Raw genomic sequence first — 23,491 nt, forward strand, 5'->3', positions numbered from 1 at the left:
GGGACGACTTCCTTCGACCATCAGTCGCGGCACCCTGGATGCGGGGATTCAACGTCGTCACGGCTTGGCCAGGGGGACGATTCTTCGGTACTTGCCGCCTGGTGACTGCTGCGGCGGTTCGTCGGCACGTTCGAGGGTGATGTCCCCTGCCTTGTGCTCGGCGAGCAAGTGGGTGATCTTGTCGTGGACGATCTGCCATACGCCGTCGATGTCGGCGCCGTCTGCCGGCAGGAGGCGCATGCGCAGGGTGGTGGGCGCGGTCTGGACGAGTTGGAACTGCTCGATACCCGGAACGTTCAGTACGGCGCCGAAGGCCATGGGTGAGATGTTGACGCGCTCACCGCGATCAGTGGGGAAGGTGAGCAGGTCAGCGACGCGGCCCTGCACCCGGATGGCGGGAAGTGGGCTGCCGCAGGGACAGGGGTCGGGGCGGACCAGGACGCTGTCGCCGAGGTCGTAGCGCAGGATCGGCTGGACCCGGTTGCCGAGGTTGCTGATCAGGACGGTGTGCGAGTCCTGACCTGGCGGGACAGGCCGATGATCGGCGTCGACCGGCTCCAGGACGGCCCAGTCGCTGTTGACGTGGTACCAGCCGTGCGCGCAGCCGGAGCTGAGGAAGCCGCACTCGGTGGAGGCGTAGGAGGCGCGGACCTTGGCCTGGAAAGCGGTGGTGATCCGCTCCCGGACCTCCGGAGTCAACGTCTCACCTCCGGGGATGACGACCGCAGGGTGGATGCGCAGACGGCCCGCCTCCTGCTCGCCTGCCAGCAGCGTGAGCATGCCCACGAAGCCGGCGAGACTGGCGGGATCGAACCGGTTGAGCTCGTCGACCAGCTCCGCCATCGGCTGGTTGATCGAGAAGACCCGCATCATCCGGCCGAGCCACGGCCTGTCCACGCCGAACCTGGCCGCCCCCGCGACGGTGGCGAAATGGCCGCCTGGTGCGGTGACTATGGCAGTACGGCCGGCGCGGGACAGGGTCCTGATGACATCGCGGGCCGCCATCCCACCGCCGGCGCGCAACCCGACGGCGGTGCCCACGGCCAGGTTCCGGTCGTCCAGCACGAAGAGGCCGCGCAGGCCGCTGGTGCCTGTGCTGGTGGCCACCAGGTACCGGCCCTGGAAGCGATGCCCCACGAGGCTCGGGTCGGCCACGAACGCCTCGACCCGCTCGAGCGTCACCTGGCGGTCGGTGACCCAGTCGTCGAAGCGGGCCGTCAGCATCTTCTTGTCGGTGACAGGGAGCAGCCCCAGGTCGTCCACCTGCTCCGGCAGGTCCCGGTACAGCTCTCGGTAGTAGGGCGAGTGGGCGCGGGCGTAGGCCACCATCTCGGCCAGGCGTGCACGCTGCCGCCGTGCGATCCCCGAGGGGCCTTCCCGCATGGCGCGTCGTGCGTCGAGGGAGAGCGATCGGACGCTTTCCTTCATGATGGGCTGATCCTTTCTCCTGCGAGCAGGACCTTCAGGCGGTTCACGGGCTTTAGGTGGGCTGCCGCACCGAGAGCAGGCCGCTCATGGCGATGTCGAGGCCACGACTGGACGCCTCCCACAGCTCGTCCTGCGACCGGCCGAGCCGGACGCTGGCCAGGCCGGCCTGCTGGATGGCGCCCATCAGGGCTCCGGTCATCGCGGCCGCGGTGATCGGGTCCAGCTGGTCGGGGAACGCTTTCAGGAGCTCGTCGGCGATCCGCTGCTGCAGGTCCAACAGCAGGTACAGCCCTTTCGCCTGAAGCGTCGGCGTGCTCATGACCAGCCGGACCGTCGCCGACAGCTCCTCGGGCTCCCTGCGGGGAACCTTGGGACGGCGGTGGGCGGCGTACTGCTGGACCATCCTCGCCAGCACCTCGCCAGGGCTCTCGTGCGGCCGACGTTCCGCGATCGCCGCGAGCAGCACGTCGAAGTCCCGATCCATGCCGACCCACAGCACCTCGTCCTTGCTGCGGAAGTAGTTGGAGAACGTCTTGGGGTCGACATCCGCCGCGGCGGCGATCTGCGCCATCGTGGTCTGCTCGTACCCCTGCTCCTCGAACAGCCGGATGGCCGCCATGACGATCCGCTGCCGGGTCAGCTGCTTCTTTCGTTCGCGTCGCGACTCCTGCATGGCCCAAATATACGTCTAGAAGAATTTTCCCGACAACCGGAAAAATACCTGTAGACGGAGGCGGCGTACACGCGACGCTGATGGGCACCACAACCAAGACGAGAACCCGAACTGGATGATTCATGTCCGAGGCGCTCCCCCGCCCCGCCACGCTCACCGATCTCTTCGTCGACGACCCGACGGCCGCGCCGCTGACCTACCCCGGCCGTCTCCCCCGTACCTCGGGCCTCCTCCAGGACGACAGCTTCGTCCCGCTGGCCGACGTCGCAGGCGCGCCCGCCGAGGACTGGCAGGCCCACGTCGAAGGCCAGGCCGTACGGCTCGGCGACCATCTGGAGGCGCTCGGCGCGGCGCCCGTGTCGGCGCGTCACGCCGTCCTGGCGGTCGGCTCCAACGCGGCCCCGAGCCAGCTCTACCGCAAGCTCTTCGACAGCGCCCTGCGACCGGTCGTCCCCCTGACGCTGGCGACGGTGGGGGGCATCGCTGCCGGGGTGTCCGCCCACATCAACCGCCACGGCTACGTGCCAGCCGCGCCCATCGCCGTTCCCGGTCCATCGCGGATGTTCGTGCTGTGGGTGGACCAGGCCCAGCTGGTGGCGTTGGACGTGACAGAGCCGAACTACTACCGGCGCCTTCTGCCCGCCGAGCGGCACCCGGTCACGCTGGTGTCCGGTGCGGCACTTCCCACGTGCTCGGTGTACGTGGGCAGGCACGGGTGCCTCACAGAGAGGACGGGCGAGGCCATGCGGCTCGAAGCCCAACCACGGCTGATCGCCCGCCTGCTCTCCCGCTCGGCGGAGCTGCGGAAGCTGTGCGGGCCCACGCCTGAGACCTTCGTGGCGCGGGTCAGGGAGCCTCTGGTGCGCGAGACCGCCTGTCACCTGTTCCGGAGCCTGGGCCTGACCCGCGAGCAACCTGAACTGCTGGGCCTGCCCACCCGTACCGCCTGCTGAGCGGCTCGCCTCAGCCGCACTGCGCGGCCAGGAGGCGTTCGAGGCTGTCGAGGATGAGGTCGAGGCCGAACGTGAAGGCGTGCACGCCGTCGTAGTGGCCCTCCATGACGTACAGGGCCATCTCGGTGAGGTACGGGTACCTGCCAGGGGGCAGTTGCGGCAGGTAGGCCCCGGCCTTCTCGGGATACTGCTGCGGCTCGAAAGGGAAGGTCAGCTTCTGCAGCGTGAACCCGTAGACGTGGCTGTCCATGGCGTTCCACGCGTGGTCGGCCAGTTCGATCGAGAAACCCGCCTGTCGCAGGGTGCCGACGGTGGAGTCGACGTAGCGCAGCATCGCCGGTCCGACGTTCGGACGCGACATGAGCAGCCGGCACGCCCAGGGGTGCCGTAGCAGCACCTCGTGCGCCGAGATCCCCCGCCGGCGCATGGCCTGCTTCCAGTCGTCCCCCAGGGACGGCAGAGCGATCTCGCCGACGACGAGGTCGACGATCCCGTCCAGGATCGCGTCCTTGTTCGCCACATGTTTGTACAGCGACATCGCCTCGACGCCGAGCTCCTGGCCGAGCCCGCGCATGGTCAGCGCGTCGGTGCCGCCGGAGTCGGCGAGTTCGAGGGCCGCGCGCAGTACCCGCTCGGTGCTCAGCGGTTCACGTGCGGCCATCCGGTCACCTCGGCGTGTTGACATGTCGGCCATGGCTGTCTAGCTTACGCGGTAAGCCCGGCTTACACCGTAAGCCTACGAGGAAAGCGGCCCGGCATGCCTGCTACCGCCACGACCACACGCGAGCCGATGAAGGCCGTCGTCCATCACGCGTACGGCTCACCCGACGCGCTCGACCTCCGAGAGATCGACAAGCCGGTCCCCGCCGACGACGAGGTGCTCATCAAGGTGCACGCGGCGGGGCTGAACGCCGCCGACAGCTTCCTGCTGCGCGGCGAGCCGTACGCCATCCGCCCCATGGCGGGCGGCCTGCGCCGGCCGAGGGCGAACCACGTCCTCGGCAGGGCCGTGGCCGGGCTGGTCGAGGCGGTCGGCGAGAAGGTGACAGGCGTGCGGGCGGGCGACGCGGTGTACGCCGAGTGCCCAGGCGCGCTCGCCGCGTACGTCCGGGCCGCCGAGCGGCTCGTCGCCCCGATGCCCGCCACCCTGACATTCGAGCAGGCCGCCGCCATCCCGGTGGCCGCGACCGCCGCCCTGCAGGGCCTTCGCGATCGGGGACAGGTCCGGCCAGGGCAGCGCGTGCTGATCAACGGCGCCTCGAGCGGCGTCGGCACCTTCGCCGTCCAGATCGCCGCGTCACTGGGCGCCCACGTCACCGCGGTCTGCGGCGGGAGAAACGCCGACCTGGTCGGCTCGATCGGCGCCGACCACGTCATCGACTACACCAAGGAGGACTTCACCAGGGCGGGCCGGCGGTACGACGTCATCTTCGACCTCATCGGCAACCACCCCGTCTCGGCGCTGCGCCGGACGCTGAGCCCCACGGGAACCCTGGTGCTGTCCTCGGGAGGCGGCGGCCGGTGGCTCGGGCCGGCCAGGCGCATCGCCGCCTCGCTCGTGATCAGCCCGTTCGTACGGCAGCGGCTGCGCCCGTTCGCCGCGAAGGAGGACAGGGCCGACCTGCTCGCCCTGAACGACCTCGTCGAATCGGGAGCCGTCACGCCGGTCATCCAGCACGTCTACCCGTTCGGCGAGGCACTCGAAGCCATGCGCCAGATCGACGGCGGCCACACCACCGGCAAGATCGTCGTCAGCCTCCTACCGTCACCCTGAACCGGCACGGCAGGGGTTCAGGCGAGTCGGGAGTAGACGTACATGTCGCGTCGTTCACCCCCCACCTCCTGCCAGCTTCGCAGCAGGCCCTCCAGGGTGAAGCCCGCGCGCTCCGCCGTCCGTGACGACGCGGTGTTCCACGGCTCGACGTGCAGTTCCACGCGCGGGATCCGCAACCGCGTCAGTCCCCACGACGACAGCGCCAGCAGTGCGGCCGCCGCGGCGCCCTGCCCGCGGCCCGACGGCGCCACCCAGTACCCCACCGAGGCCCGCCCGTGGGCGCCCGGCCACAGGCCGATCTGCCCGACCGCGCGCCCGGCGGCGAGATCCTCGATCGCGAAGGAGTAGCCGGTCCCCTCCGCCGCCCTCTCCCACTGCCGCCGGACGAACGCGGCGCCCTCGGCCTCCGTGTAGTCCGACGGCACGCTGGTGACCTGCGTGATGTACGCGTCCGTCGACGCCTCCCTCACCGCGTCGAGGTCGTCCAGCGTCCAGGGGCGGAGCCGGTGTTTCGGGCCTGCCCGGAGCTCGGGAACGACAAGCGGTGCGTCCATGCGATCATCCTGCCAGGCCCTGGCCTGCTGTTCCGATCAAGGCACTTGCGGGCTTCTGCAGTACTCCGGGAGGATCATCCCCACTTGTCACCCCCCGGAAGGACACCCGTGAGACGCCTGTCCCTGGTGGCCATGATCGCTGTGGCCGGTCTGATGATTCCCGCCAGCGCCCAGGCGGCGGACGGCGTGGCAGGGGTCGACGTGAGCAACTGGACGGGCGACATCGACTGGGCCAAGGTCCGCGACGCCGGAGGCAGATTCGCCTTCGTGCAGGCCACCGAGGGCGTCGACTACCGCAACGCGCGTTTTGACGCCCAGTACGGCGGAGCCGCCGCCGCGGGTCTCATCAGGAGCGCCTACCACTTCGCCCAGCCGCACGAGACGGACGGCGCCGCCCAGGCCGACTACTTCGTCGACAACGGCGGCGCATGGATCTCCGACGGCCAGACGCTGCCCGGCGTGCTGGACGTCGAGGACAACCCGTACAAGGACAAGAACGGCAAGAACAACTGCTACGACCTGTCCCCCGAGGACATGGTCACCTGGATCCGCGACTTCACCACCCGTTACCACCAGCGCACCAAGCGTCGCGCGATCATCTACACCACGACGAGTTGGTGGGAGACGTGCACGGGCGCTTCGACCAAGTTCGGGAAGAATCCGCTCTGGCTTGCCCGCTGGGGCGCCGAACCGGGCGAACTGCCTTCAGGATGGAAGAAGCACACGTTCTGGCAGTCAGCTGACAAGGGCCCCATCGTCGGCGGCCAGGACTCCTTCAACGGAACCGAGTCGCAGCTCAAGAGCCTGGCCAATCCCCCTGCGGAAGTGACGGTCTCGGGTGCGGCCAAGAGCAGGAAGCTCTACACGATCACGCTGAAGAACACCGGCCCTCACGCGGTCACCGACGTCAGGCTCGCGGGACGCACGTTCGGCGGCCAGAAGGTGGTCAAGGCGGGTCCCGGCTGCTCGTTCAGCGGTACGGCGGTGCGATGCGTCATTCCCAAGGTCAACCCCGGACACTCGATCAGAGTCACGATCGCGACCAAGCCCTCGAAGGCGAGGGGCACGGTCGGGCTCAACGTCACGGTCGGCTCCGTCAAGGTCTCGCTCAAGGCGCGCTGACCCTCTTGGTCCTGCTGCTGGCGGTGCCGTCGTCGATGCCGCTCCGCCAGCTCACCATGCCCCGGATCGTGGTCCTGGCCTACGAGTACCAGGGCATCCCCTACTCGTGGGGCGGCGGGCACAAGGAGCGCCCCGGGCCGTCGACTGGAACGTGCCAGGGGTACACGGGCAAGATCAAGCCGTGCCCTGCCAGGCGGACGCGCGGCCTGGACTGCTCGGGTCTGACCCGGCTGGTCTACGCGCGCGCCCACGGCTACGACGTGCTCGGCCCCGGCAACACCGACGACCATCTGCGCAGGATGCGCAAGGTCACCGACCCCCGCCCCGGCGACCTGGTCTTCTTCGGCAAGCGCAGAACCCACCACGTCGGCGTCTACCTCGGCGACGGCAAGATGATGAACGCCCCCGAGACGGGCGCGGTCGTCCGCGTGGACGACATCGCGGGGCGCAAGCACCTCAGGGGTTACTACCGCCTGTGAGGACGGCGGAGCAGCCGCGTGTCGCCCGGCCTGCGGGGCGGAGGCCCGCTACGTTGGCTTTGCCCCGGCGTGAAACCCAGTTGGTATGGCTGTAACGCGTGTCAACCAACGAAAAATGAGAGACCTGAGGTCTACTCTGTGCCGCTATGGACAGGCGGTGGGTTGGGCCGGAGGGTCTCGAGATCGTCCCGGCGGTGCGCGCGGGGCAGCAGGTCCTTCGCATTCGCAGGCACGGATGGATCGTGGCCGACTGCTTCTCGGTGGAGGCGGTGGCGATGCATGTCGATCTCGCGGAGCTGTGCGAGGTGGTCGACTTCATGGGCCGGACGAGTTCGCATCATCGTTGAGTGCCGTGTATGGTTACACCTGTCCGCAGCGCAGACGCGAAGCGGACAGGCCCCTATAGCTCAGTCGGCAGAGCGTCTCCATGGTAAGGAGAAGGTCAACGGTTCGATTCCGTTTGGGGGCTCCACAGCCAACGCCCGCTCCGATCTCGGGGTCGGGCGTTTCTTGTATGGATTTCAGGTCAGGATGGTTCCTGAGGCATACTGGGGGGCACCTCACTCGATCGGGCGAAGTTCTGGCGTGTTCGTGACTAGTCCGCGGGTCGGGTATCCTTCATTGGCCGGGAGTTTCGACCGGCATAAGGCGGAGTAGCTCAGTCAGGCAGAGCAAACGGCTCATAATCGTTGTGTCGCCGGTTCAAGTCCGGCCTCCGCTACTACCCAAACCCGAGTCATCGCTCGGGTACGGGTGTGTCCCAGTCCCAAACGTAGAAAGGCACTCCCACGTGGCTGCCACCGACGTTAGGCCGAAGATCACGCTGGCCTGCCAGGAGTGCAAGCACCGCAACTACATCACGCGGAAGAACCGGCGCAACGACCCGGATCGGCTTGAGCTGAAGAAGTACTGCCCCAACTGCCGCACCCACCAGGCACACCGCGAGACCCGCTAAGGTCCGCGCCCATGGGCGGTCGCTTCAACGAAGTACTGCCCACTGTGTCCCTGAATCGGGCCCGCACCCACCAGGCACACCGCGAGACCCGCTAAGGTCCGCGCCCGTGGGCGGTCGCTTCAACGAAGTACCGCCCACTGTGTCCCTGAATCGGGCCGCACCCACCAGGCGCACCGCGAGACCCGCAAAGGTCCGCGCTGCCAGGCGCAACAGGCTCGCAAGGCCCGCTGCGGCGGCTGAGGTGGTCCCGGGTAGCCTAGCCCGGCACTCCTGACGCATAACCGAACAAACGGCGTCCTCACTCGAGGGCGCCGTTTGTCGTCTCCAGGCCGCGACAGCCCGAATGTTGTTCTGTTACCGTCGGCTCAACAGCCCAGAACGCAGCTAAGGAGCAGGGCGCTGATGGCCTTGAACCGTGATTTCGTGGGACGGACCTACAAGTCCACCACCTCGTACGAGGTCAGCCGGGTGAAGATCAAGGAGTTCGCCGCGGCTATCGGTGACAGCAACCCGATCTACCGCGACAGGCAGGCCGCCCAGGCCGCCGGGCATCCCGACGTGGTCGCCCCGCCGACCTTCCCCATCGTGTTCAGCCTGCAGAGCGGCGGCGAGGCGCTGGCCGACCCCGAGCTCGGCCTGAACTACGCCATGGTGGTCCACGGCGAGCAGCGGTTCGAGTACGTCCGCCCCATCTACCCGGGCGACGAACTGGTCACCTCCTCCACCATCACCGAGATCCGCAGCGCCGGCCGTAACGAGCTCATGACGATCAGGAGCGACGTCACGACCGTGGCGGGCGAGCCGGTGTGCACCACCTACAACACGATCGTCGAGCGCGGAGGGGCGGGCTGAGCATGGCTGCCACGGTGAAGTACGACGAGGTCGAGGTCGGCCAGGAACTGCCCGCCACCGACTACCAGGTGCGCCGGCTGAACCTGGTGATGTACGCGGGCGCGTCAGGCGACTTCAACCAGATCCACTGGAACGAGCGATTCGCCAAGACCGTCGGGCTGCCCGACGTGATCGCGCACGGCATGTTCACCATGGCCCAGGGCGGCAGGTTCGTCACCGACTGGGTCGGCGATCCCGCGGCGGTCATCGACTACGGCGTGCGGTTCTCCTCGATGGTGATCGTCCCCGACGACGACCAGGGGGCGACCATCACGGTGAGCGGAGTCGTCGAGGAGAAGCTCGAGGACAAGAGGGTGGTCGTCGGGCTGACCGCGAAGTCGGGTGACGCCCGCGTGCTGTCCAAGGCGAGGGCGGTTGTGCAACTCTCCTGATCGTGACAGAGATCCCCCTTCGCCGGTTCACGGCCCGCGTTCTGCCCGTCGACGCCCGTGGCCGGGTCCTGCTGCTGTACGGCTTCGACCCGGCCCATCCCGACTCGCCTTACTGGTTCACGATCGGGGGCGCAGCGGAGAAGGAGGAGAGCCTCGAGCAGGCCGCCGCGCGCGAACTGTTCGAGGAGGTCGGCATCACGGCGGCGCCGGAGAGTTTCGGCCGTCCGCTGGAGACCCACACGGTCGAGTTCTCCTTCGCCGATCGCGCCTACGTCCAGGACCAGACGTACTTCCCCGTCCGCGTCGACGCGGCCGAGGTACGCTTCGACCACATGGAGGAGATCGAGCTGGCCACCACGCTCGGCCACCGCTGGTGGGGCGCGGACGAGCTGGAGGCCAGCGGCGAGGTCTACCACCCGCCGATCCTGCCCGCGCTGATCAGGAAGGCCGCAACACCCTCGTAGCGCCCGCGATCAGCGCCGTGGCCAGGATCCAGCCCGCGATGATCAGCCCGTAGGCCAGGCCCTGAGTCCACCCCGCGGGGTCGAACAGGTCGCGCTGGCCGAAGGCGGGAAAGGGCAGGAGCAGGTCGAAGGTGTAGGCGAAGGAGTCGAAGCCCGGGCTCTCGTCCGGCTTGATCGCTCTGGGCGGCACGAGCCCGAACGCGACGGTCCCCACCGCCAGCAGCAGCGAGAACCACACGCCCGCCAGCCACGGCCGGTAGCCGTATCCGACGGTCACATCGAGCAGGCGGCCCCACAGCCGTCCAAGGGGGTTGAAGGTACGGCGGCGGGCGCGCTGCTTGGCGAGCAGGGTACGGCGGGCGAGCAGGTCGTTGCCGTCGCGCAGGTACCAGGCGGCCAGCTGCTCGTACGGCTGGGGCAGGAAGCCGTAGGGATCGCGCGCCACCCATCCGACCCTGCGCTCGATGGAGCCGCCGCGCAGCGTCTCGTAGATGAGCCCGTTGAGCCTCAGCTGCTCGGGCCAGCTCTCCGGGTCGTCACGCATGGTGCCGATGCGCGAATGGGCCAGCGTGACGACGCCCTCGACCGGCTCGGTGTACTTCAGATAGACCTCGCGCGCCTCCATGTGGCTCGCGTGCAGCGCGTAGGGGGTGTCGGGGCTGCGCAGGGCCCCGGTGATCGACAGGCTGGTGAGGCGGGCCCCGCGCAGGCGCACGCAGCCCAGCGCGGTGAAGCCCTTGCCGCACTTCATGATGTCCTCGACGACCATGCTGTCGCCGGTGAACGCGTCGCCGCCCGGATTGCGCAGCGTGGCGCCGTCCATGAAGAGCCCGCCGGTCAGCCGCGCGCCGACCAGCCTGAGCCCGGAGGAGATCTCCGCGTTCTCCAGGTAGAAGCCCGCGTCGACGGTGAGGGCGCCGGTGTGGACCCCACCGTCGATCTTGGTTCCGCCCATCCACAGGCCGCTCTCGAAGGAGGCACGCGGCAGCCGTACCGTGCCGGTGACGTGCGCCCCCGACAGGCTGAGGTGACCGGAGACCCGCATGCCGCCGCCGTTGAAGCCCGGCATCTGGCAGTCGGTGAAGCGCATGGTCCGCGTCACGCTTCCGCTGAAGTCGGGCGCTTCGTCGAGGTAGCAGCCGCTCAGCGCCAGCTCGTAGTCCACGGTGCCGCCGCGCAGCTCGAGGCGTCCGGTGATCCTGGCCCCGCGCAGCCGTACCGCGGGAACCGCGCCGACGCCCGGCTCGCGCGCGCCCAGCAGGAGCGCCACGATCACCTGCGCCCTGACGGTACGCTCGGGCCCCCACGTCGCGCCGTCGGCGGGCGCGTTCTGCCCTGGCGTACGGCCGACGCCGATCGGATTGTCCCCGAGCTGGACCAGCGCGCCTGAGTGGAAGGCCCGCCACAGGCGGCGCTCGGCCTGGGTCAGGCGCAGGCGTAGTCCGTTCTGAACGACCATGGCCTGATTGTTCCGCACCCTTGCGAGCGCGAGACGCGTCTCCCCGTCACGTCCGATCGCAGTTATCGTGACTCATGGGGAAAATCTACGAAAAGCTCACAGACCGGCTGCGCGAGTTCATTTCCGCTCAGCCGGTCTATTTCGTGGCCACCGCTCCCGCATCCGGCGGGCATGTGAATGTCTCACCCAAGGGCTACGCCGACACCTTCGCCATCCTCGACGACCACACCGTCGCCTACCTCGACCTCGACGGCAGCGGTGTCGAGACCATCGCCCACCTGCGGGAGAACGGCCGCATCACGGTGATGTTCTGCGCGTTCCACGGCCCTCCCACCATCGTCCGCCTGTACGGCACCGGCCGCGTCGTCACCCAGAACGACCCCGACTTCGCCGAACTGCTCACGCGCTTCGGCCCGCATCCCGGCGTGCGGTCGATCATCGTGGTCGGCTGCGACCGCATCTCCGACTCGTGCGGCTATGCCGTACCTTTCATGGCTTTCGAGGAGGACAGAGGGCTGCTCGACCAGTGGGCGGAGCGCAAGGACGTGCGACAGAAGCGCGCCTACCGCGCCAAGAACAACAGGGAGAGCATCGACGGGCTGCCGGGACTGAGCGCGTCGGAGACCGACCCCGTGGCGACCCACTCCTGACCGCCCCGCTCGAGCTCGGCAGCTCGGCACCCCCTGCGACCTGATCGCGCGACTTCGGCAGGGAAGTAGGCCACCTTTCCAACCCCGGAGCCCTGAGCGGAGTTATTAGAGGGCATGGACCGCTACGAAGGGTTCCGGGAGTTCGTCGATGCGCGGCAGCAGTCGCTGATGCGCACCGCCTATCTGCTCACCGGGGACTCCCATCTCGCCGAGGACCTCTTGCAGACGGTCCTGACCAGGGTCGCCTCCCACTGGAGCAAGCTCGCGGGGACCGGCAACCCCGAGGCCTACACCCGCAAGGCGCTGGTGAACCAGCACCTGTCGTGGCGGCGGCGGCGCTCGTTCTCCGAGATCGCGGGGCTCGAGGTGCCCGATCGGGGCGAGGCACACGACGACGCCACGCTGCGCCGTCTGGCCCTCCGGCAGTCGCTCGCGAAGCTCTCGCCCAAACAGCGCGCCGTGATCGTCCTGCGCTTCTACGAAGACCGCTCGGAGCAGGAGACCGCGCAGCTCATGGGGTGCTCGGTCGGCACGGTGAAGAGCCAGACGCACTACGCGCTGTCGAAGCTGCGCGCACTCGCTCCCCAGGAGGTGTACTGATGAACGCTCTGCGTGACGACCTGCACGAACTGGCGCTCGAAGCGCCTTCGGTGGATCTGGCCTCACAGGCGCTGGCAGGTGCGCGGCGACGGCGTGCCGTACGGCTGGTCGTGAGCGTGGCCGCCGCTGTGGCCGTCGTGACGGGGGGCGTCGCCGTCGCGGTGGGGGCACCCGAGCGGGCCACGGTGGTCACCCCGCAGGTGAGCCCGCTGCCGTCCGACGTGATCACCCAGGAGGCACGCCCGCTGCCGCGCAACGGGGTGGGCGCGCTCCTGGAGGCCTACCAGCGGCAGGGCCGCTGGCATCTGGTCACGCGTGAAGGACGGTTGTACGACGCGGGCGAGGTCATCCAGGGCGACGGCCCGCTGAGCATCACCGTCGACGGGCGGCGGATCGCCTACTTCGACGGGAAACTGCGCACCATCGTGGTGCGCGACCTGGCCAGCGGACAGATCTGGGGAGCGCCCCTGCAGCTTCCCGCCAGGACGTTCGACGCGGAGTACGCGCTCCGGCTGTCGCCCAGCGGGATGCGCATGATCGTCGCGGGCTGGGGAGCGGGCCGAGGACGCAACGTGCTCGTCGATCTCATCAAGGGGTCGGTGAAGGAGCTCGACAGGGCCTGGTTCCCCGTCAGCGTCAGCGACACGGGCGCGGCCGTGCTGATCAGACCCTTCGACGACCATACGAGCCTGCGAATCCTCGGCCACGACCAGATCACCCTGCCCGACTTCACCTACGACTTCAGCCCGCTCGCCCCCGACGGCAGGACGATCGCCAGGCTGGGGCAGACCCATGACCCCGACAGACGACCCCAGATACAGCAGGACAGGACGATCATCCTCACGGACGCGCTCGCGGGAGGCGACCGGCCCAGGGTCAAGCTGTCCGGTATCCCCTCCGGCGTGAACCCCGCCAGGCTGGGCGCCTGGTTGAACGCCGACGAGGTCACGCTGCTCGCGGTCCCCACATCAGCACGCGACGGCAACGCCGCCACGGTCTACGCGGTGAACGTGCGGACAGGGCAGGCCAGGAAGCTGTTCGTCACGCAGGACGCGATGAGAACCATCGTCCCCGGCCTGGTCTCCTAGCTAAGGTGACAGCCATGCTCGTCCCCCTGCTGGCCGCCGGCTCTCTCCTGCTCGGCGCCGCCCTTCCCGGCGGCGCCCCGTCCCCCGCGCCTGTCCGCTATGCGGGACTGACCTCGTGCCCCGGCGCGAACGGCAAGCGGCACATCTGCGGGCCGTGGCGGCTGTGGCTGCGCGGCGGCAGGACCGTGCAGCTGAAGGACGCCCAGATCCGTTCGCTCGACGCCAGGGGCCGTGAAGAGGTCCAGCGCGCCCCTGTCGCCGTCGACCCCTACGGCCGGCACGTCGCCTACTTCGCGACCTCCGACCGCCGCCTGGTGGTACGGAACGTCGGCTCGGGCAGGCTCACCCGCGTCCCCGGTACGGCAGGCAGCCTGCCGTCCGGGCTGCGTATGTCGGACGTGGAGCTGCGCGTCGGCCCCGAGGGCCGCTATCTCGTGCTCGACCCCACGCGCAACTCGACGCGGGGCGTCCTGGTGATCGAGGTGGCGACGGGGAAGGCGTGGACGCTTCCGGCGTATGCGAGCGTCCAGGGGTTCAGCCCCGACGGACGGCTGCTGCGGGTGGTCCTCGACCAGGAGGAGAGCGCCGTCTACCGTCCCGGGGGCGCGGTGCCGTCCGGAGGCGTCACGGTCGTGGGATGGGGGGCGCTGACGTCGGACGGCGCCACCGTGGCGGGGGCGGCTCGTGAGGGATCGCGGGTGCTGGTGCGGTTCTACGCCACGTCCAACGCGATGGAGTCGCGGGCGCCCGTCCGGGTGAAGGTCCCTTCGGCGGAGGAGCCTCGCATGCTGCGCTGGGACTCCGGGTCAGGGATGACGCTGCTGACGTTCGACGAGCCGCGGAGGTTCGTGGCGAGGTCGGTGGAGGTCAGAGGTGGAGGCGCGCGCGTGGTGGACAGCTTCACTGTCGGCAGGCACACCTGGGACGTCCACCTGGCAGGCGACTGACACGACGGTCCAGCCTGGTCAAGGCTTGGGTGCAGCTGACTCCACCCGGCGCTGGGTGCTCGCCGAACGGCTCCCCTGGCTCAGCGGCGGTAGCCCGCCATGCGCTCCAGCCGGGCCACGCGCTCTGCCGTGGGCGGGTGGGTGGAGAACATCCGGCCCAGCCCGCTCCCGCTGAACGGGTTGGCGATCATCATGTGGGAAGCCGACGTCAACCGGCTGTTCTCCGGCAGCGGCAACCGACGGACGCCCATCTCGATCTTCCGCAACGCCGACGCCAGCGCGAGCGGATCACCCGTCAGCCGGGCGGCCGCCTCGTCAGCCTGGAACTCCCTGGACCGCGAGATCGCCATCCGCACCATGCCCGCCGCGACGGGACCGAGCACCATCATGAGCAGCGCCCCGAGGAAGCCCGGCCCCTCGTCGTCGTCAGAACCCCCGAAGAACACCGCCACATAGCTCAGCCAGGTGATCATCGTCGCCAGCGCTCCCGCGATCGACGAGATCAGGATGTCCCTGTTGTACACGTGCGACAGCTCGTGCCCGACCACGCCACGCAGCTCCCGCTCGTCGAGCAACTGGGTCAGCCCGTAGGTCACGCACACCACCGCACGGCGGGGGTTGCGCCCGGTGGCGAAGGCGTTGGGCTGGATCGTCGGCGACATGTAGAGGCGCGGCATCGGCTGCCTGGCCTCGGTGGAGAGCTCACGCACGATCCGGTAGAGGGTCGGCTGCTCGACCTCGCTCACGGGGCGCGCACGCATGGCCGACAGGGCGATGCGGTCCGAGAAGAAGTAGGCGACGCCGTTGCCGGCGAGAGCGAGCAGGAGCGCGATCTGAACGCCGGTGCCGCCTCCCAGCCACGCCCCCAGGGTGATGATCAGCGCGGAGAGCAACCCCAGGAGGAGAGCGGTGCGCATTCCGTTGTGGCGCAAGGGGTCTCTCCTTCCGTGGCGTGGGCTCACCTGTACCAACGTCCATCCCCCGGCCACGCGTTCCCACATCCACCGCCGCCACCACCCCTCCTGCTCGAACCCGGGAACGGAGGCCGGGAAGACCGACCCGCCGACCTCGAACGAAACCCGCCCACCCCCAAGCCGGAACCCTGGGCGAAGCGCTGTGGCGGGCCCCCGCGACTCGCAATGCGGAGCCCCGCGGACGGGACCCAAGACCGGCCCCATGCAGATGGCACCCGCACCAGGACCACCACGCCAACGCCACCCGAAACCCCGCTGGAGCTGAAACCCAGGCCCGAGACACGATGGCCCGAAGCTCCCGGTGTGCTGGAACCCCAGCCCGAGAACCCCGTGAGCCCGCAGCTCCGGCTCGCTGCAGCTGAGGCCGTAGCACGAGACATGGCGGCTGAAGCTTCCGGTGCGCTGGGATCGGAACTTGGGACATGGCGAGTCCAAAGCTACGAGCCGCCGAATCCGGAGCCCGAGGTGTCGGGTCTGGGCAGGGCTCCGGTTGGCGGGGCGCGGCGTCGGCAGTCCGCCCTCGACCTCGGGGCAGAAGGGGACCAGCCTGCCCTGTTACAACGTGGTCATGCCGAAGACCAGTTGGGGGGCCGCCGAGAACAGGATGGCGACCACCAGAGTGACCCCCACCGCCATCCACCCGGCCGTCACCGGTCTCCTGCCCACCCCCGTCGCTCGGGGAGCCCCTGAGGTCACCGGTGTGAACAGTCGGGCCGTCCACACGACGTAGTAGTAGAGCCCGATCACCGTGTTCACGGCCATGACGATGGCGAGCCATCCCAGCCCGCCGTTCACGATCTCGCGGAAGACCACCACCTTCGCGAACAGCCCCGCGAGCCCGGGCGGCAGCCCCGCCAAGCAGATCAGGCTGAAGGCCAGCGCCAGCGCCGCCACCGGGCTGCGGAAGGCCATCCCCCTGTAGTCGTCCAGCTCGTTGCGCGTGCCGCTCCTGGACACGAGCATGACCACCGCGAACGCCCCCAGGTTCATCGCCGCGTAGAACACCAGGTACGCCACGGACGCGCTCACCGCCAGACCACGCTGACCCGCCTCGGTGATCACCGCGAGTGGCGCGAGGATGTAGCCGGACTGCGCGACCGAGGACCAGGCCAACAGCCGTACGGCGGAGCGTTGCCGCATGGCCAGCAGGTTGCCCACCGTCATGGTGAGCGCCGAGATGATCGCGATGATGGGCGACCAGGTCGGGGCCTGGCTCGGCAGCGCGCTCATGAGCACCAGGATGAGCCCGGCGAAACCCGCCGCCTTGGAGATGACCGACAGCAGAGCGGCCACGGGGATCGGCGCGCCCTGGTAGACGTCGGCCGCCCAGGCGTGGAACGGCACAGCGGCGATCTTGAAGGCGAATCCGGCCACCACGAGCACCACGCCGACGGTCACCACGGCGGGCAGCTCGTTCAGTGGCACGCCCGAAGGAGCAGGCGAGAGCCCGCCGAGGATCTGTCCGAGCCTGATGAGATGCACGGCGCCCGTCATGCCGTACAGCAGGGACACACCGAACAGCATGATCGCCGTGGAGACGACCGAGACGAGGAAGAGCTTGACGGCCGCCTCGGAGGCCCTGCCGTCGTAGCGTTTGAGCGCCGTCAGCGCGAACACCGGCAGGGAGACCAGCTCGAGCGCGACCACGAGCATGATGAGGTCGCGCGAGGCGGGCAGGGTGGTCGCGCCGACGAGGGTGCAGAGCAGGAGGAAGTACCACTCGCCGACGGGGATGCCGCCCTCAGCGAGCTCCGTCATCGACAGCAGCACGACCACGAGGCCCGCGACCAGCGCCAGACCTGAGAAGACGAGCGTGAAGTGGTCGACCACGAACGAGCAGGGCGCCGCGCCGCCCGAGCTGACGAGATCGCCTGGCACGCAGAACGTCTGCAGCGTGGTGCCGGCCGCGGCCTGGGCGACGACGAACGCGAGGGCCGCCAGCAGTCCAGCGAGCGACACCAGGCCGAGGGCCGTCCTGACCTTGGCGGTGTGCGGAAGGAAGGCGTCGAGCAGCAGGACCAGACCCGCCAGCAGGGCCACGATCAGGGGTGGCGCGATGGCGAAGTAGTCGATCGTCTGGATCACGACACGCCTCCCAGCAGGATCTGTACGGCAGGCGTGGTGAGGGACAGCAGCGCCTTGGGCCACAGCCCGAACACCAGCGTCAGCACGACCAGCGGCACCCAGGCCACCAGTTCGTACCGGCGGACGTCGGCCGCCGTCGGCACCGCCTGCCCACCCTCGCGGACGGCGGTGGCGGCCCCTGCCCCCTCGGACGTCGCACGTCCACCCTCATCGAGGGCGGTAGCGGGAGTCGCCTGCCCACCCTCGAAATCGAGGACGGGGACACCGGCGCCCGATCGCGGCGCCGTCCTGCGGCCGTGGGTGACGCGGGAGAGCATCGTGAGGAAGTACGCCGCCGTCAGGACCGCTCCCAGACCGCCGATCACCATGAAGGCCAGGAACAGCGGGCGGGACAGCCCCGGCGCCGGCTGGAAGGCGCCGAGCAGGGCCAGCATCTCGCCCCAGAACCCCGCGAGCCCCGGCAGGCCGAGAGAGGCGATGCAGGCGAAGGTGAGCAGCGAGCCCAGATGGGGATAGCGGGTGAGCATGCCGCCGCCGATCGTCGGCATGTCCGCCGTGCCGTACCGCTCCTTGATGCCTCCCGCCAGGAAGAACAGCAGGCCGGTGATGAGACCGTGAGCGACGTTGGCGAACAGGGCGCCGTTGACGCCGACGGGGGTCAGCGTGGCGAAGCCGAGCAGGACGAAGCCCATGTGGCCGATCGACGAGTAGGCGATCATGCGTTTGAGGTCGGTCTGGGCGAGGCAGGCCAGCGAGCCGTACACGATGCCGACCACGGCGAAGGCGCCCAGCCACGGGGCGACGGCGGCCGCGCCCTCGGGCAGGACGGGGATGGCGATCCTGGCGAAGCCGTACGTGCCCATCTTGAGCAGGACGCCCGCGAGCAGCACCGAGCCCACGGTGGGCGCCTCGGTGTGCGCGTCGGGCAGCCACGTGTGCAGCGGCCACATCGGCGTCTTGACCGCCAGGCCGAGGCCGACCGCGACGAAGGCGACGATCTGCACCGAGCGGGACAGCCCTGAGCCGTGTGCCTGCGTCAGGGCGACGATGTCGAGCGTGCCGGTCTGTGCCCAGATGAGCAGTAGGCCGAGCAGCAGCACGACCGAGCCGAGCAGCGTGTAGAGGATGAACTTGACCGCCGCGGCCCGCCGTCCCTGCCCGCCCCAGATGGCGATCACGAAGTACATGGGGATGAGCACGACCTCGAAGAACACGAAGAACAGCAGCAGGTCGAGCGCGAGGAATGTGCCGAGCATGCCGACTTCGAGGACGAGCAGCGTGAACACCAGAGCCCGTGCGCGGTCCGGCAGACGGCCGGGGCTCCAGCAGAGGTAGACGAAGCAGAGGAAGGTCAGCAGCGCGGTCAGCACGACCAGGGGGAGGGAGATGCCGTCGACGCCGAGGTGGAAGCGCAGGCCGAGCGACGGAATCCAGGGCACGTCCACGGCGAACTGGAGACGCGCGGCCTGGCCGTACTCGAAGAACACCGCGAGCAGCACCGCCAGCGCCAGGGTGAGCCCCGACACCAGCAGGCCGATGAGCCTGAGGCGGCCCGCGGTGGCGGGCACGAGCAGCAGCGCGGCGCCGAGCAGCGGCACCGCCAGCAGCGCGACCGGCAACCAGGTCATCCGAACACCACCGCCCCAACCGCGATCAGCAGCACCCCGGCCAGCAGGCCGCTGACGTAGAGCTGCACGTTGCCGTTCTGCGCGAGGCGCAGCAGCCCCGAGGCTCCCTGGGCGGCACGGCCCGAGCCGCGCACCGCGCCGTCGACCACCGTGTCGTCGGTGCGCACCACCGCTCTGGCCAGCGCCAGCACGGGACGGACGAACAAGGCGCCGTAGACGGTGTCGACATAGAAGGCCCGCTCGCACGGGACCCTGAGCGGCCCGAGCAGCCTGGCCGGATCGGCGAGCGGATCGCCTCGCCACACCGCGTAGACGATGCCGGCGCCGAGCAGCGCGAGCGCCACACTGATCGCCGCCGTGCCCCAGCTGACGTGGTCGAGCCCGAGGACTCCGAGCCCCAGAGCGGGGACGGCGAGCAGGACGACGGGCCCGAGCATCGAGGCGGGCGCCTCCCGGGTGTCGACGATGTGAGCGGTTCCCGGCTCGGGCTCGGGAAGCGCCACGACCCGCACCTGCCCGAAGAAGGTGCGCAGCCAGGCCCGTGCGGCGTAGGCGCCGGTCACGGCGACCGTCGCGAGCGCGCAGGCGTACAGCAGCAGGGCCGCGGCGTCGGTCAGGCGGCCCGCGCCCAGCGCGTGCTCGGTGGCGAGCAGGACGCCGTCCTTGCTGAAGAAGCCGCTGGCGGGCGGTAGCCCCATGAGCGCCGCGAAGCCGATCGTCATGGTCACGAACGTGACGGGAAGTTCTCTCCGCAACCCGCCCATCTGGCTCATGAGGTTGGAGCCGACGTGGTGGATGACCACGCCCGCGCACAGGAACAGCAGCGCCTTGAACGCGCCGTGCGTGAGGAGATGGAAGATCGCGGCGGTGTCGGACCCCGCGGCGAGCGCTGCGGCCATGTACGCGAGCTGGCTGACGGTGGAGTAGGCGAGCACCCGTTTCAGGTCGTCCTGGGCGAGCGCGGCCAGCGCGGCGCCCAGCATGCCCAGGGCCGCGAGGACGGCCAGCACGTCGAGGGTCGGCGGCGCGGCGAGGAAGACGGGGAAGAGCCTGGCGACCAGGAAGATGCCCGCCGCGACCATCGTGGCGGCGTGGATCAGCGCGCTGATCGGTGTCGGACCCGCCATCGCGTCGGGCAGCCAGGTGTGCAGCGGCACCTGGGCGCTCTTGCCCGCGACCCCCGCGAGCAGCAGCATCGTGGCGGCGACCACGGTGGCGGTGGGCAGCTCCGGCACCTTGGCGATCACGTCGTCGATGCGGAAGCTGCCGGCGGACAGGCCGAGCACGAAGATGCCGAACAGGAAGCCGACGTCACCCAGGCGCGTGACGAGGAAGGCCTTGACCGCGGCCCTGGAGTTGGCTCTGTCCTCCCACCAGTGGCCGATCAGGAGGTAGGAGCACAGCCCCATGATCTCCCAGCCGACGTAGAGGACCAGGAGGTCTCCCGCGTAGACGACGAGCAGCATGGCGCTGGTGAACAGGCTGATGAAGGCGCTGTAGGAGGGGTAGCGCGGGTCGTCCTTCAGGTAGCCGATCGAGTAGATCTGCACGGCCAGCGCGACGAGCGTGACCAGGATGGCCAGGATCGAGGAGAGCTCGTCGGCCTGGAGGGTGAGGGAGATCGGGACCCCGCCCGTCTCGATCACCCCGTAGGTGTTCCCCGCCTTGGCGGTGGCCGACGCGGCGGGGCCCTCCGCCGAGTAGGGCGAGAGCCGCTGGAAGAACGCGAAGCCCTGGCTCGCCGCCAGCCAGCACGCCAGGACGGCGGAGACGGCGGCGGGAAGCACCGCGAACCAGGCGGCCCTGCGGTTGGCTCGCGCGTCGGCTCCCCGTTGCGCGGCCGTGCCGTCGGCGGGCCTCTCCTCGGCGGGGTCGTCGGCGGCTCGCGGCCTGGCCGTGCCGGAGGACGGCCGGAGGTGGCGGGGCCAGCGGGACAGCAGCAGACCGGCGAAGGCGGCGAGGAACGGGAGCAGGATGACGAGCAGGGGAAAGGCGTCGACGAACGTGCGGCTCACTGGACGCCTCCTCGGCTCGCACGCTTCTCCTGCCGGCCGGCCGCCGCCCCGTTGCCCGACGTCGCGGGGTCGTCCACAGGCCGCTCCCCTCCTGAGCCGCCGCCCTGCTGGTCGGCGCCCGCCTGCGGGGGCGGGAGCGTACGGCCCGCGGGCATGGGCTGGTCCTCCGACAGCTCGCGCAGCTGGTCGAGATCGACGGTCCTGCGGTTGCGATACAGGGCAAGGACGATGGCCAGGCCCACCCCGAGCTCGGCCGCGGCGATCACGATGACGAACAATGTGAGGACCTGCCCGCCGTGCAGCCGATCGCGCAGCCAGACGTCGAAGGCGACCAGGTTGAGGTTGACCGCGTTGAGCATCAGCTCGACCGACATGAGCACCAGGATGGTGTTGCGCCGGGCGAGCACGCCGTACACGCCGATGGAGAACAGCAACGCGGCGACGACCGCCGGATAGACGATGTGCACTACTCCCCCCTGCTCTCAGGGGCCGGGGGTTCGTCGCCTGACTTGATATCGGTGCGGGACAGCACGATGGCTCCGATCAACGCGGCCAGCAGCAGGACCGAAAGCGCCTCGAAGGGCAACACCCAGGTGCGGAAGACGCTCGCGCCCAGCTCCTTGGCCGCGCCGCCGCCGGGTTCGAGCGGGCTGTAGGCGGTGCGGAAGGCGTCGATGACGACCGCCACGAGGACGCCGGCAGTCGCGAGCGCGACCACGGCGGCGACCAGCCTGTTGCCGCTGTCGAGGTCGGCCGATCTGCCGATGGGCGCACGGGTGAGCATGATGCCGAAGAGCAGGAGCACCACGACGGCGCCCACGTAGATGAGCACCTGGACCCAGGCCACGAACTCGGCCGTCAGCACGATGTAGCAGCCGGCGAGCGCTCCGAAGGAGACCACGAGCCAGAGAGCGGCGTGGACGAGCTGTCTGGTGGTCACGACGAGCAGTGCCGAGCCGACCGCCACCGCGCCCAGGAGCAGGAAGACGATCTCTTGCCCTGTGGGGGACAGATAGGAAGGCACCGCGGTCACTAGTCCTCCTCGGGCTCCGCCGGTTCGTCGCGCTTCAGCCCGCCTGGAGGACGGATGGAACGGGGATCGGCCATCCTCCGCCTGCGCGGCTCGGTTGCAGAAGTCTGCTCCTCCGGCGGAGGCTGCGGCGACGACGCGCCCGAACCTGTGGACAACTCTTCACCCGAGGGCGCGCCTGTGGATGAAGCGCCTGGCGATGGGCTCGAGGACTCGGGAGGAAGGGCGCCCGGCGGCCTGATGCCGCGTACGTCGCCCATCCTGGTGCGGCGCTGAGGCCGTCCCCTGTCACCTTCCGACGTGCCCTGGGGGCGGTCCCTGCCTGGGACGTCAGGCGCGCGCTCGCCCACCTGGTCGCCGGCTTCGGCCCTGCCTGCCGTACCCGGCGCGTCGGTCGATCCCGGCTCACCTGCTCTTCCAGGAGCGCCTTCGGTTCCGGAAGCGTCTCGCGTTCCAGGAGCGGCGGGCATACCGGGCGTACCGGCAGTTCCGGCCGTTCCAGGAGAAGTCGTGCCAGGGGTCGCCGGACCGCCAGTGGGGGTGGCCCCTCCCGCAGGGCGCGCCTCCGCTGCGGGCGGGGTCGGTTCGGTCGCGGCGGGGGTTTCGGGGGTTTCGGCCCCGGCCCTGCGCGCCGTCCGCGCGCCAGGAGCGGCTGTCTCCGCCGCGCCCGCCTCGTCCCGCGCGGTACGGCCCGCAGCACGTGGCGGCCGGGCACCGGCGGCGAGCTCCTTGGGCGGCTCGGCCCCCACCTCGTGCGCGGGAGGAGGCGGGACCGTCTCCACCCAGGTGGCGAGCCTGTCCTTCTCGTGCAGAAGGTTACGGATGTCCCCTTCGGCGTACTCGAACTCCGGCGACCAGAACAGCGCGTCGAACGGGCACACCTCGATGCAGATGCCGCAGTACATGCACAACGCGAAGTCGATCGCGAACCTGTCGAGGACGTTGCGCTGCCTCGCCCTCCCGCCCTCGGGGGCGGGCAGGGTCTCCTTGTGGGAGTCGATGTAGATGCACCAGTCGGGACATTCGCGGGCGCACAGCATGCAGGAGGTGCAGTTCTCCTCGACCAGGGCGATGACGCCGCGGCTGCGCGAGGGAAGGTCGGGATGGACCTCGGGGTACTGCTGGGTCACGGATCGGCGCAGCATGTGGCGAAGGGTGACGGAAAGCCCCTTTACCAGTCCTACTCCCGGTATCCGCGCCATGATTCACATCATGGCGCACTATGCGTCGCAGGTGAATGCACCAGCCCGTTGTCCCCAGGTTTTCCACAGCCATCCACAGGAATCACGGACGTTATCCACAGGCGTCGTCCACAATCCCGATTCCATCT

24 protein-coding genes, 2 tRNA genes and 1 pseudogene are annotated in these 23,491 nt (G+C 69.7%); 15 read left to right on the plus strand and 12 right to left on the minus strand.

Annotated elements, in window-relative coordinates; genetic code table 11:
* Nucleotides 1–57 precede the first annotated feature (57 nt).
* Complete coding sequence (locus tag ABFX55_RS33610; protein ID WP_346126668.1) at nucleotides 58–1,428, minus strand: hypothetical protein; 1,371 nt, start codon at nucleotides 1,426–1,428, stop codon at nucleotides 58–60.
* A gap of 52 nt (nucleotides 1,429–1,480) precedes the next feature.
* Nucleotides 1,481–2,101 (minus strand): TetR/AcrR family transcriptional regulator, encoded by a 621-nt coding sequence (locus ABFX55_RS33615; RefSeq protein ID WP_346126669.1) that lies wholly within the window; start codon nucleotides 2,099–2,101, stop codon nucleotides 1,481–1,483.
* A gap of 122 nt (nucleotides 2,102–2,223) precedes the next feature.
* Between ABFX55_RS33615 and ABFX55_RS33620 the strand changes: the two genes are divergently transcribed.
* Nucleotides 2,224–3,054, plus strand: coding sequence for a hypothetical protein (locus ABFX55_RS33620; protein ID WP_346126670.1), 831 nt, complete (start codon nucleotides 2,224–2,226; stop codon nucleotides 3,052–3,054).
* 10 nt (nucleotides 3,055–3,064) lie between these two features.
* On the opposite strand, the gene ABFX55_RS33625 is transcribed toward ABFX55_RS33620, so the two are convergent.
* Nucleotides 3,065–3,715 carry a TetR/AcrR family transcriptional regulator gene (locus tag ABFX55_RS33625; RefSeq protein ID WP_346126671.1) on the minus strand — a complete coding sequence of 217 codons (651 nt, stop codon included), beginning with the start codon at nucleotides 3,713–3,715 and terminating at the stop codon, nucleotides 3,065–3,067.
* Nucleotides 3,716–3,811: 96 nt separating this feature from the next.
* On the opposite strand from ABFX55_RS33625, the gene ABFX55_RS33630 reads away from it, so the two are divergent.
* On the plus strand, nucleotides 3,812–4,828 hold the full coding sequence (locus tag ABFX55_RS33630) for an NAD(P)-dependent alcohol dehydrogenase (RefSeq protein WP_346126672.1): 1,017 nt from the start codon (nucleotides 3,812–3,814) through the stop codon (nucleotides 4,826–4,828).
* A 17-nt stretch (nucleotides 4,829–4,845) separates the two neighbouring features.
* On the opposite strand, the gene ABFX55_RS33635 is transcribed toward ABFX55_RS33630, so the two are convergent.
* A complete protein-coding gene (locus tag ABFX55_RS33635) occupies nucleotides 4,846–5,382 on the minus strand; it encodes a GNAT family N-acetyltransferase (protein ID WP_346126673.1) in 537 nt (178 codons plus the stop codon).
* A gap of 108 nt (nucleotides 5,383–5,490) precedes the next feature.
* Here ABFX55_RS33635 and ABFX55_RS33640 point away from each other — a divergent pair, with 108 nt between their 5' ends.
* The 9 genes from ABFX55_RS33640 to ABFX55_RS33680 all read left to right on the plus strand — a co-directional run bounded on the left by ABFX55_RS33640 (nucleotide 5,491) and on the right by ABFX55_RS33680 (nucleotide 9,685).
* Nucleotides 5,491–6,504, plus strand: coding sequence for a lysozyme (locus tag ABFX55_RS33640; RefSeq protein ID WP_346126674.1), 1,014 nt, complete (start codon nucleotides 5,491–5,493; stop codon nucleotides 6,502–6,504).
* A 5-nt stretch (nucleotides 6,505–6,509) separates the two neighbouring features.
* Nucleotides 6,510–6,983, plus strand: coding sequence for a C40 family peptidase (locus ABFX55_RS33645; protein ID WP_346126675.1), 474 nt, complete (start codon nucleotides 6,510–6,512; stop codon nucleotides 6,981–6,983).
* A gap of 146 nt (nucleotides 6,984–7,129) precedes the next feature.
* Nucleotides 7,130–7,330: a transposase gene (locus ABFX55_RS33650; RefSeq protein WP_346126676.1), complete on the plus strand. Its 201-nt coding sequence runs from the start codon at nucleotides 7,130–7,132 to the stop codon at nucleotides 7,328–7,330.
* A gap of 49 nt (nucleotides 7,331–7,379) precedes the next feature.
* A tRNA-Thr gene (locus ABFX55_RS33655) sits at nucleotides 7,380–7,455 on the plus strand.
* A gap of 175 nt (nucleotides 7,456–7,630) precedes the next feature.
* Nucleotides 7,631–7,704, plus strand: a tRNA-Met gene (locus ABFX55_RS33660).
* A gap of 69 nt (nucleotides 7,705–7,773) precedes the next feature.
* Nucleotides 7,774–7,938, plus strand: coding sequence for a 50S ribosomal protein L33 (gene rpmG / locus ABFX55_RS33665; protein WP_181616146.1), 165 nt, complete (start codon nucleotides 7,774–7,776; stop codon nucleotides 7,936–7,938).
* 402 nt (nucleotides 7,939–8,340) lie between these two features.
* Nucleotides 8,341–8,790 (plus strand): MaoC family dehydratase N-terminal domain-containing protein, encoded by a 450-nt coding sequence (locus tag ABFX55_RS33670; RefSeq protein ID WP_346126677.1) that lies wholly within the window; start codon nucleotides 8,341–8,343, stop codon nucleotides 8,788–8,790.
* A 2-nt stretch (nucleotides 8,791–8,792) separates the two neighbouring features.
* Nucleotides 8,793–9,221 (plus strand): MaoC family dehydratase, encoded by a 429-nt coding sequence (locus ABFX55_RS33675; protein WP_346126678.1) that lies wholly within the window; start codon nucleotides 8,793–8,795, stop codon nucleotides 9,219–9,221.
* Nucleotides 9,222–9,223: 2 nt separating this feature from the next.
* Nucleotides 9,224–9,685 (plus strand): NUDIX hydrolase, encoded by a 462-nt coding sequence (locus ABFX55_RS33680; protein ID WP_346126679.1) that lies wholly within the window; start codon nucleotides 9,224–9,226, stop codon nucleotides 9,683–9,685.
* On the opposite strand, the gene ABFX55_RS33685 is transcribed toward ABFX55_RS33680, so the two are convergent.
* Complete coding sequence (locus ABFX55_RS33685) at nucleotides 9,660–11,144, minus strand: hypothetical protein (protein WP_346126680.1); 1,485 nt, start codon at nucleotides 11,142–11,144, stop codon at nucleotides 9,660–9,662. The genes ABFX55_RS33680 and ABFX55_RS33685 overlap by 26 nt on opposite strands.
* 74 nt (nucleotides 11,145–11,218) lie before the next feature.
* Between ABFX55_RS33685 and ABFX55_RS33690 the strand changes: the two genes are divergently transcribed.
* The 4 genes from ABFX55_RS33690 to ABFX55_RS33705 all read left to right on the plus strand — a co-directional run bounded on the left by ABFX55_RS33690 (nucleotide 11,219) and on the right by ABFX55_RS33705 (nucleotide 14,429).
* On the plus strand, nucleotides 11,219–11,794 hold the full coding sequence (locus tag ABFX55_RS33690; RefSeq protein WP_346126681.1) for a pyridoxamine 5'-phosphate oxidase family protein: 576 nt from the start codon (nucleotides 11,219–11,221) through the stop codon (nucleotides 11,792–11,794).
* A gap of 114 nt (nucleotides 11,795–11,908) precedes the next feature.
* Nucleotides 11,909–12,394 (plus strand): SigE family RNA polymerase sigma factor, encoded by a 486-nt coding sequence (locus tag ABFX55_RS33695; protein WP_346126682.1) that lies wholly within the window; start codon nucleotides 11,909–11,911, stop codon nucleotides 12,392–12,394.
* Nucleotides 12,394–13,482, plus strand: a complete 1,089-nt coding sequence (locus ABFX55_RS33700; RefSeq protein ID WP_346126683.1) for a hypothetical protein — start codon at nucleotides 12,394–12,396, stop codon at nucleotides 13,480–13,482. The genes ABFX55_RS33695 and ABFX55_RS33700 overlap by 1 nt, the downstream gene beginning before the upstream one ends.
* 14 nt (nucleotides 13,483–13,496) lie before the next feature.
* Nucleotides 13,497–14,429 (plus strand): TolB-like translocation protein, encoded by a 933-nt coding sequence (locus ABFX55_RS33705; protein WP_346126684.1) that lies wholly within the window; start codon nucleotides 13,497–13,499, stop codon nucleotides 14,427–14,429.
* A gap of 80 nt (nucleotides 14,430–14,509) precedes the next feature.
* On the opposite strand, the gene htpX is transcribed toward ABFX55_RS33705, so the two are convergent.
* The 7 genes and pseudogenes from htpX to ABFX55_RS33740 form a co-directional block, all read right to left on the minus strand.
* Nucleotides 14,510–15,361 (minus strand): zinc metalloprotease HtpX, encoded by an 852-nt coding sequence (gene htpX / locus ABFX55_RS33710; RefSeq protein WP_346126685.1) that lies wholly within the window; start codon nucleotides 15,359–15,361, stop codon nucleotides 14,510–14,512.
* 597 nt (nucleotides 15,362–15,958) lie between these two features.
* Complete coding sequence (locus tag ABFX55_RS33715; protein WP_346126686.1) at nucleotides 15,959–17,488, minus strand: NADH-quinone oxidoreductase subunit N; 1,530 nt, start codon at nucleotides 17,486–17,488, stop codon at nucleotides 15,959–15,961.
* Complete coding sequence (locus ABFX55_RS33720) at nucleotides 17,485–19,116, minus strand: complex I subunit 4 family protein (protein ID WP_346126687.1); 1,632 nt, start codon at nucleotides 19,114–19,116, stop codon at nucleotides 17,485–17,487. Before ABFX55_RS33720 ends, ABFX55_RS33715 begins: the two co-directional genes overlap by 4 nt.
* Nucleotides 19,113–21,131 carry an NADH-quinone oxidoreductase subunit 5 family protein gene (locus ABFX55_RS33725; protein ID WP_346126688.1) on the minus strand — a complete coding sequence of 673 codons (2,019 nt, stop codon included), beginning with the start codon at nucleotides 21,129–21,131 and terminating at the stop codon, nucleotides 19,113–19,115. Before ABFX55_RS33725 ends, ABFX55_RS33720 begins: the two co-directional genes overlap by 4 nt.
* A 164-nt stretch (nucleotides 21,132–21,295) precedes the next feature.
* Nucleotides 21,296–21,598: pseudogene (nuoK, locus tag ABFX55_RS33730) on the minus strand (NADH-quinone oxidoreductase subunit NuoK); the annotation flags it as partial.
* Nucleotides 21,598–22,164: an NADH-quinone oxidoreductase subunit J family protein gene (locus tag ABFX55_RS33735; RefSeq protein ID WP_346126689.1), complete on the minus strand. Its 567-nt coding sequence runs from the start codon at nucleotides 22,162–22,164 to the stop codon at nucleotides 21,598–21,600. The pseudogene nuoK and the gene ABFX55_RS33735, both read right to left, overlap by 1 nt.
* Nucleotides 22,164–23,306 carry a 4Fe-4S binding protein gene (locus ABFX55_RS33740; protein ID WP_346126691.1) on the minus strand — a complete coding sequence of 381 codons (1,143 nt, stop codon included), beginning with the start codon at nucleotides 23,304–23,306 and terminating at the stop codon, nucleotides 22,164–22,166. Before ABFX55_RS33740 ends, ABFX55_RS33735 begins: the two co-directional genes overlap by 1 nt.
* Between the last annotated feature and the right edge of the window lie 185 nt (nucleotides 23,307–23,491).

The sequence above is a fragment of the Nonomuraea roseola genome (genome assembly GCF_039535395.1).
Classification (GTDB): Bacteria; Actinomycetota; Actinomycetes; order Streptosporangiales; family Streptosporangiaceae; genus Nonomuraea; species Nonomuraea roseola.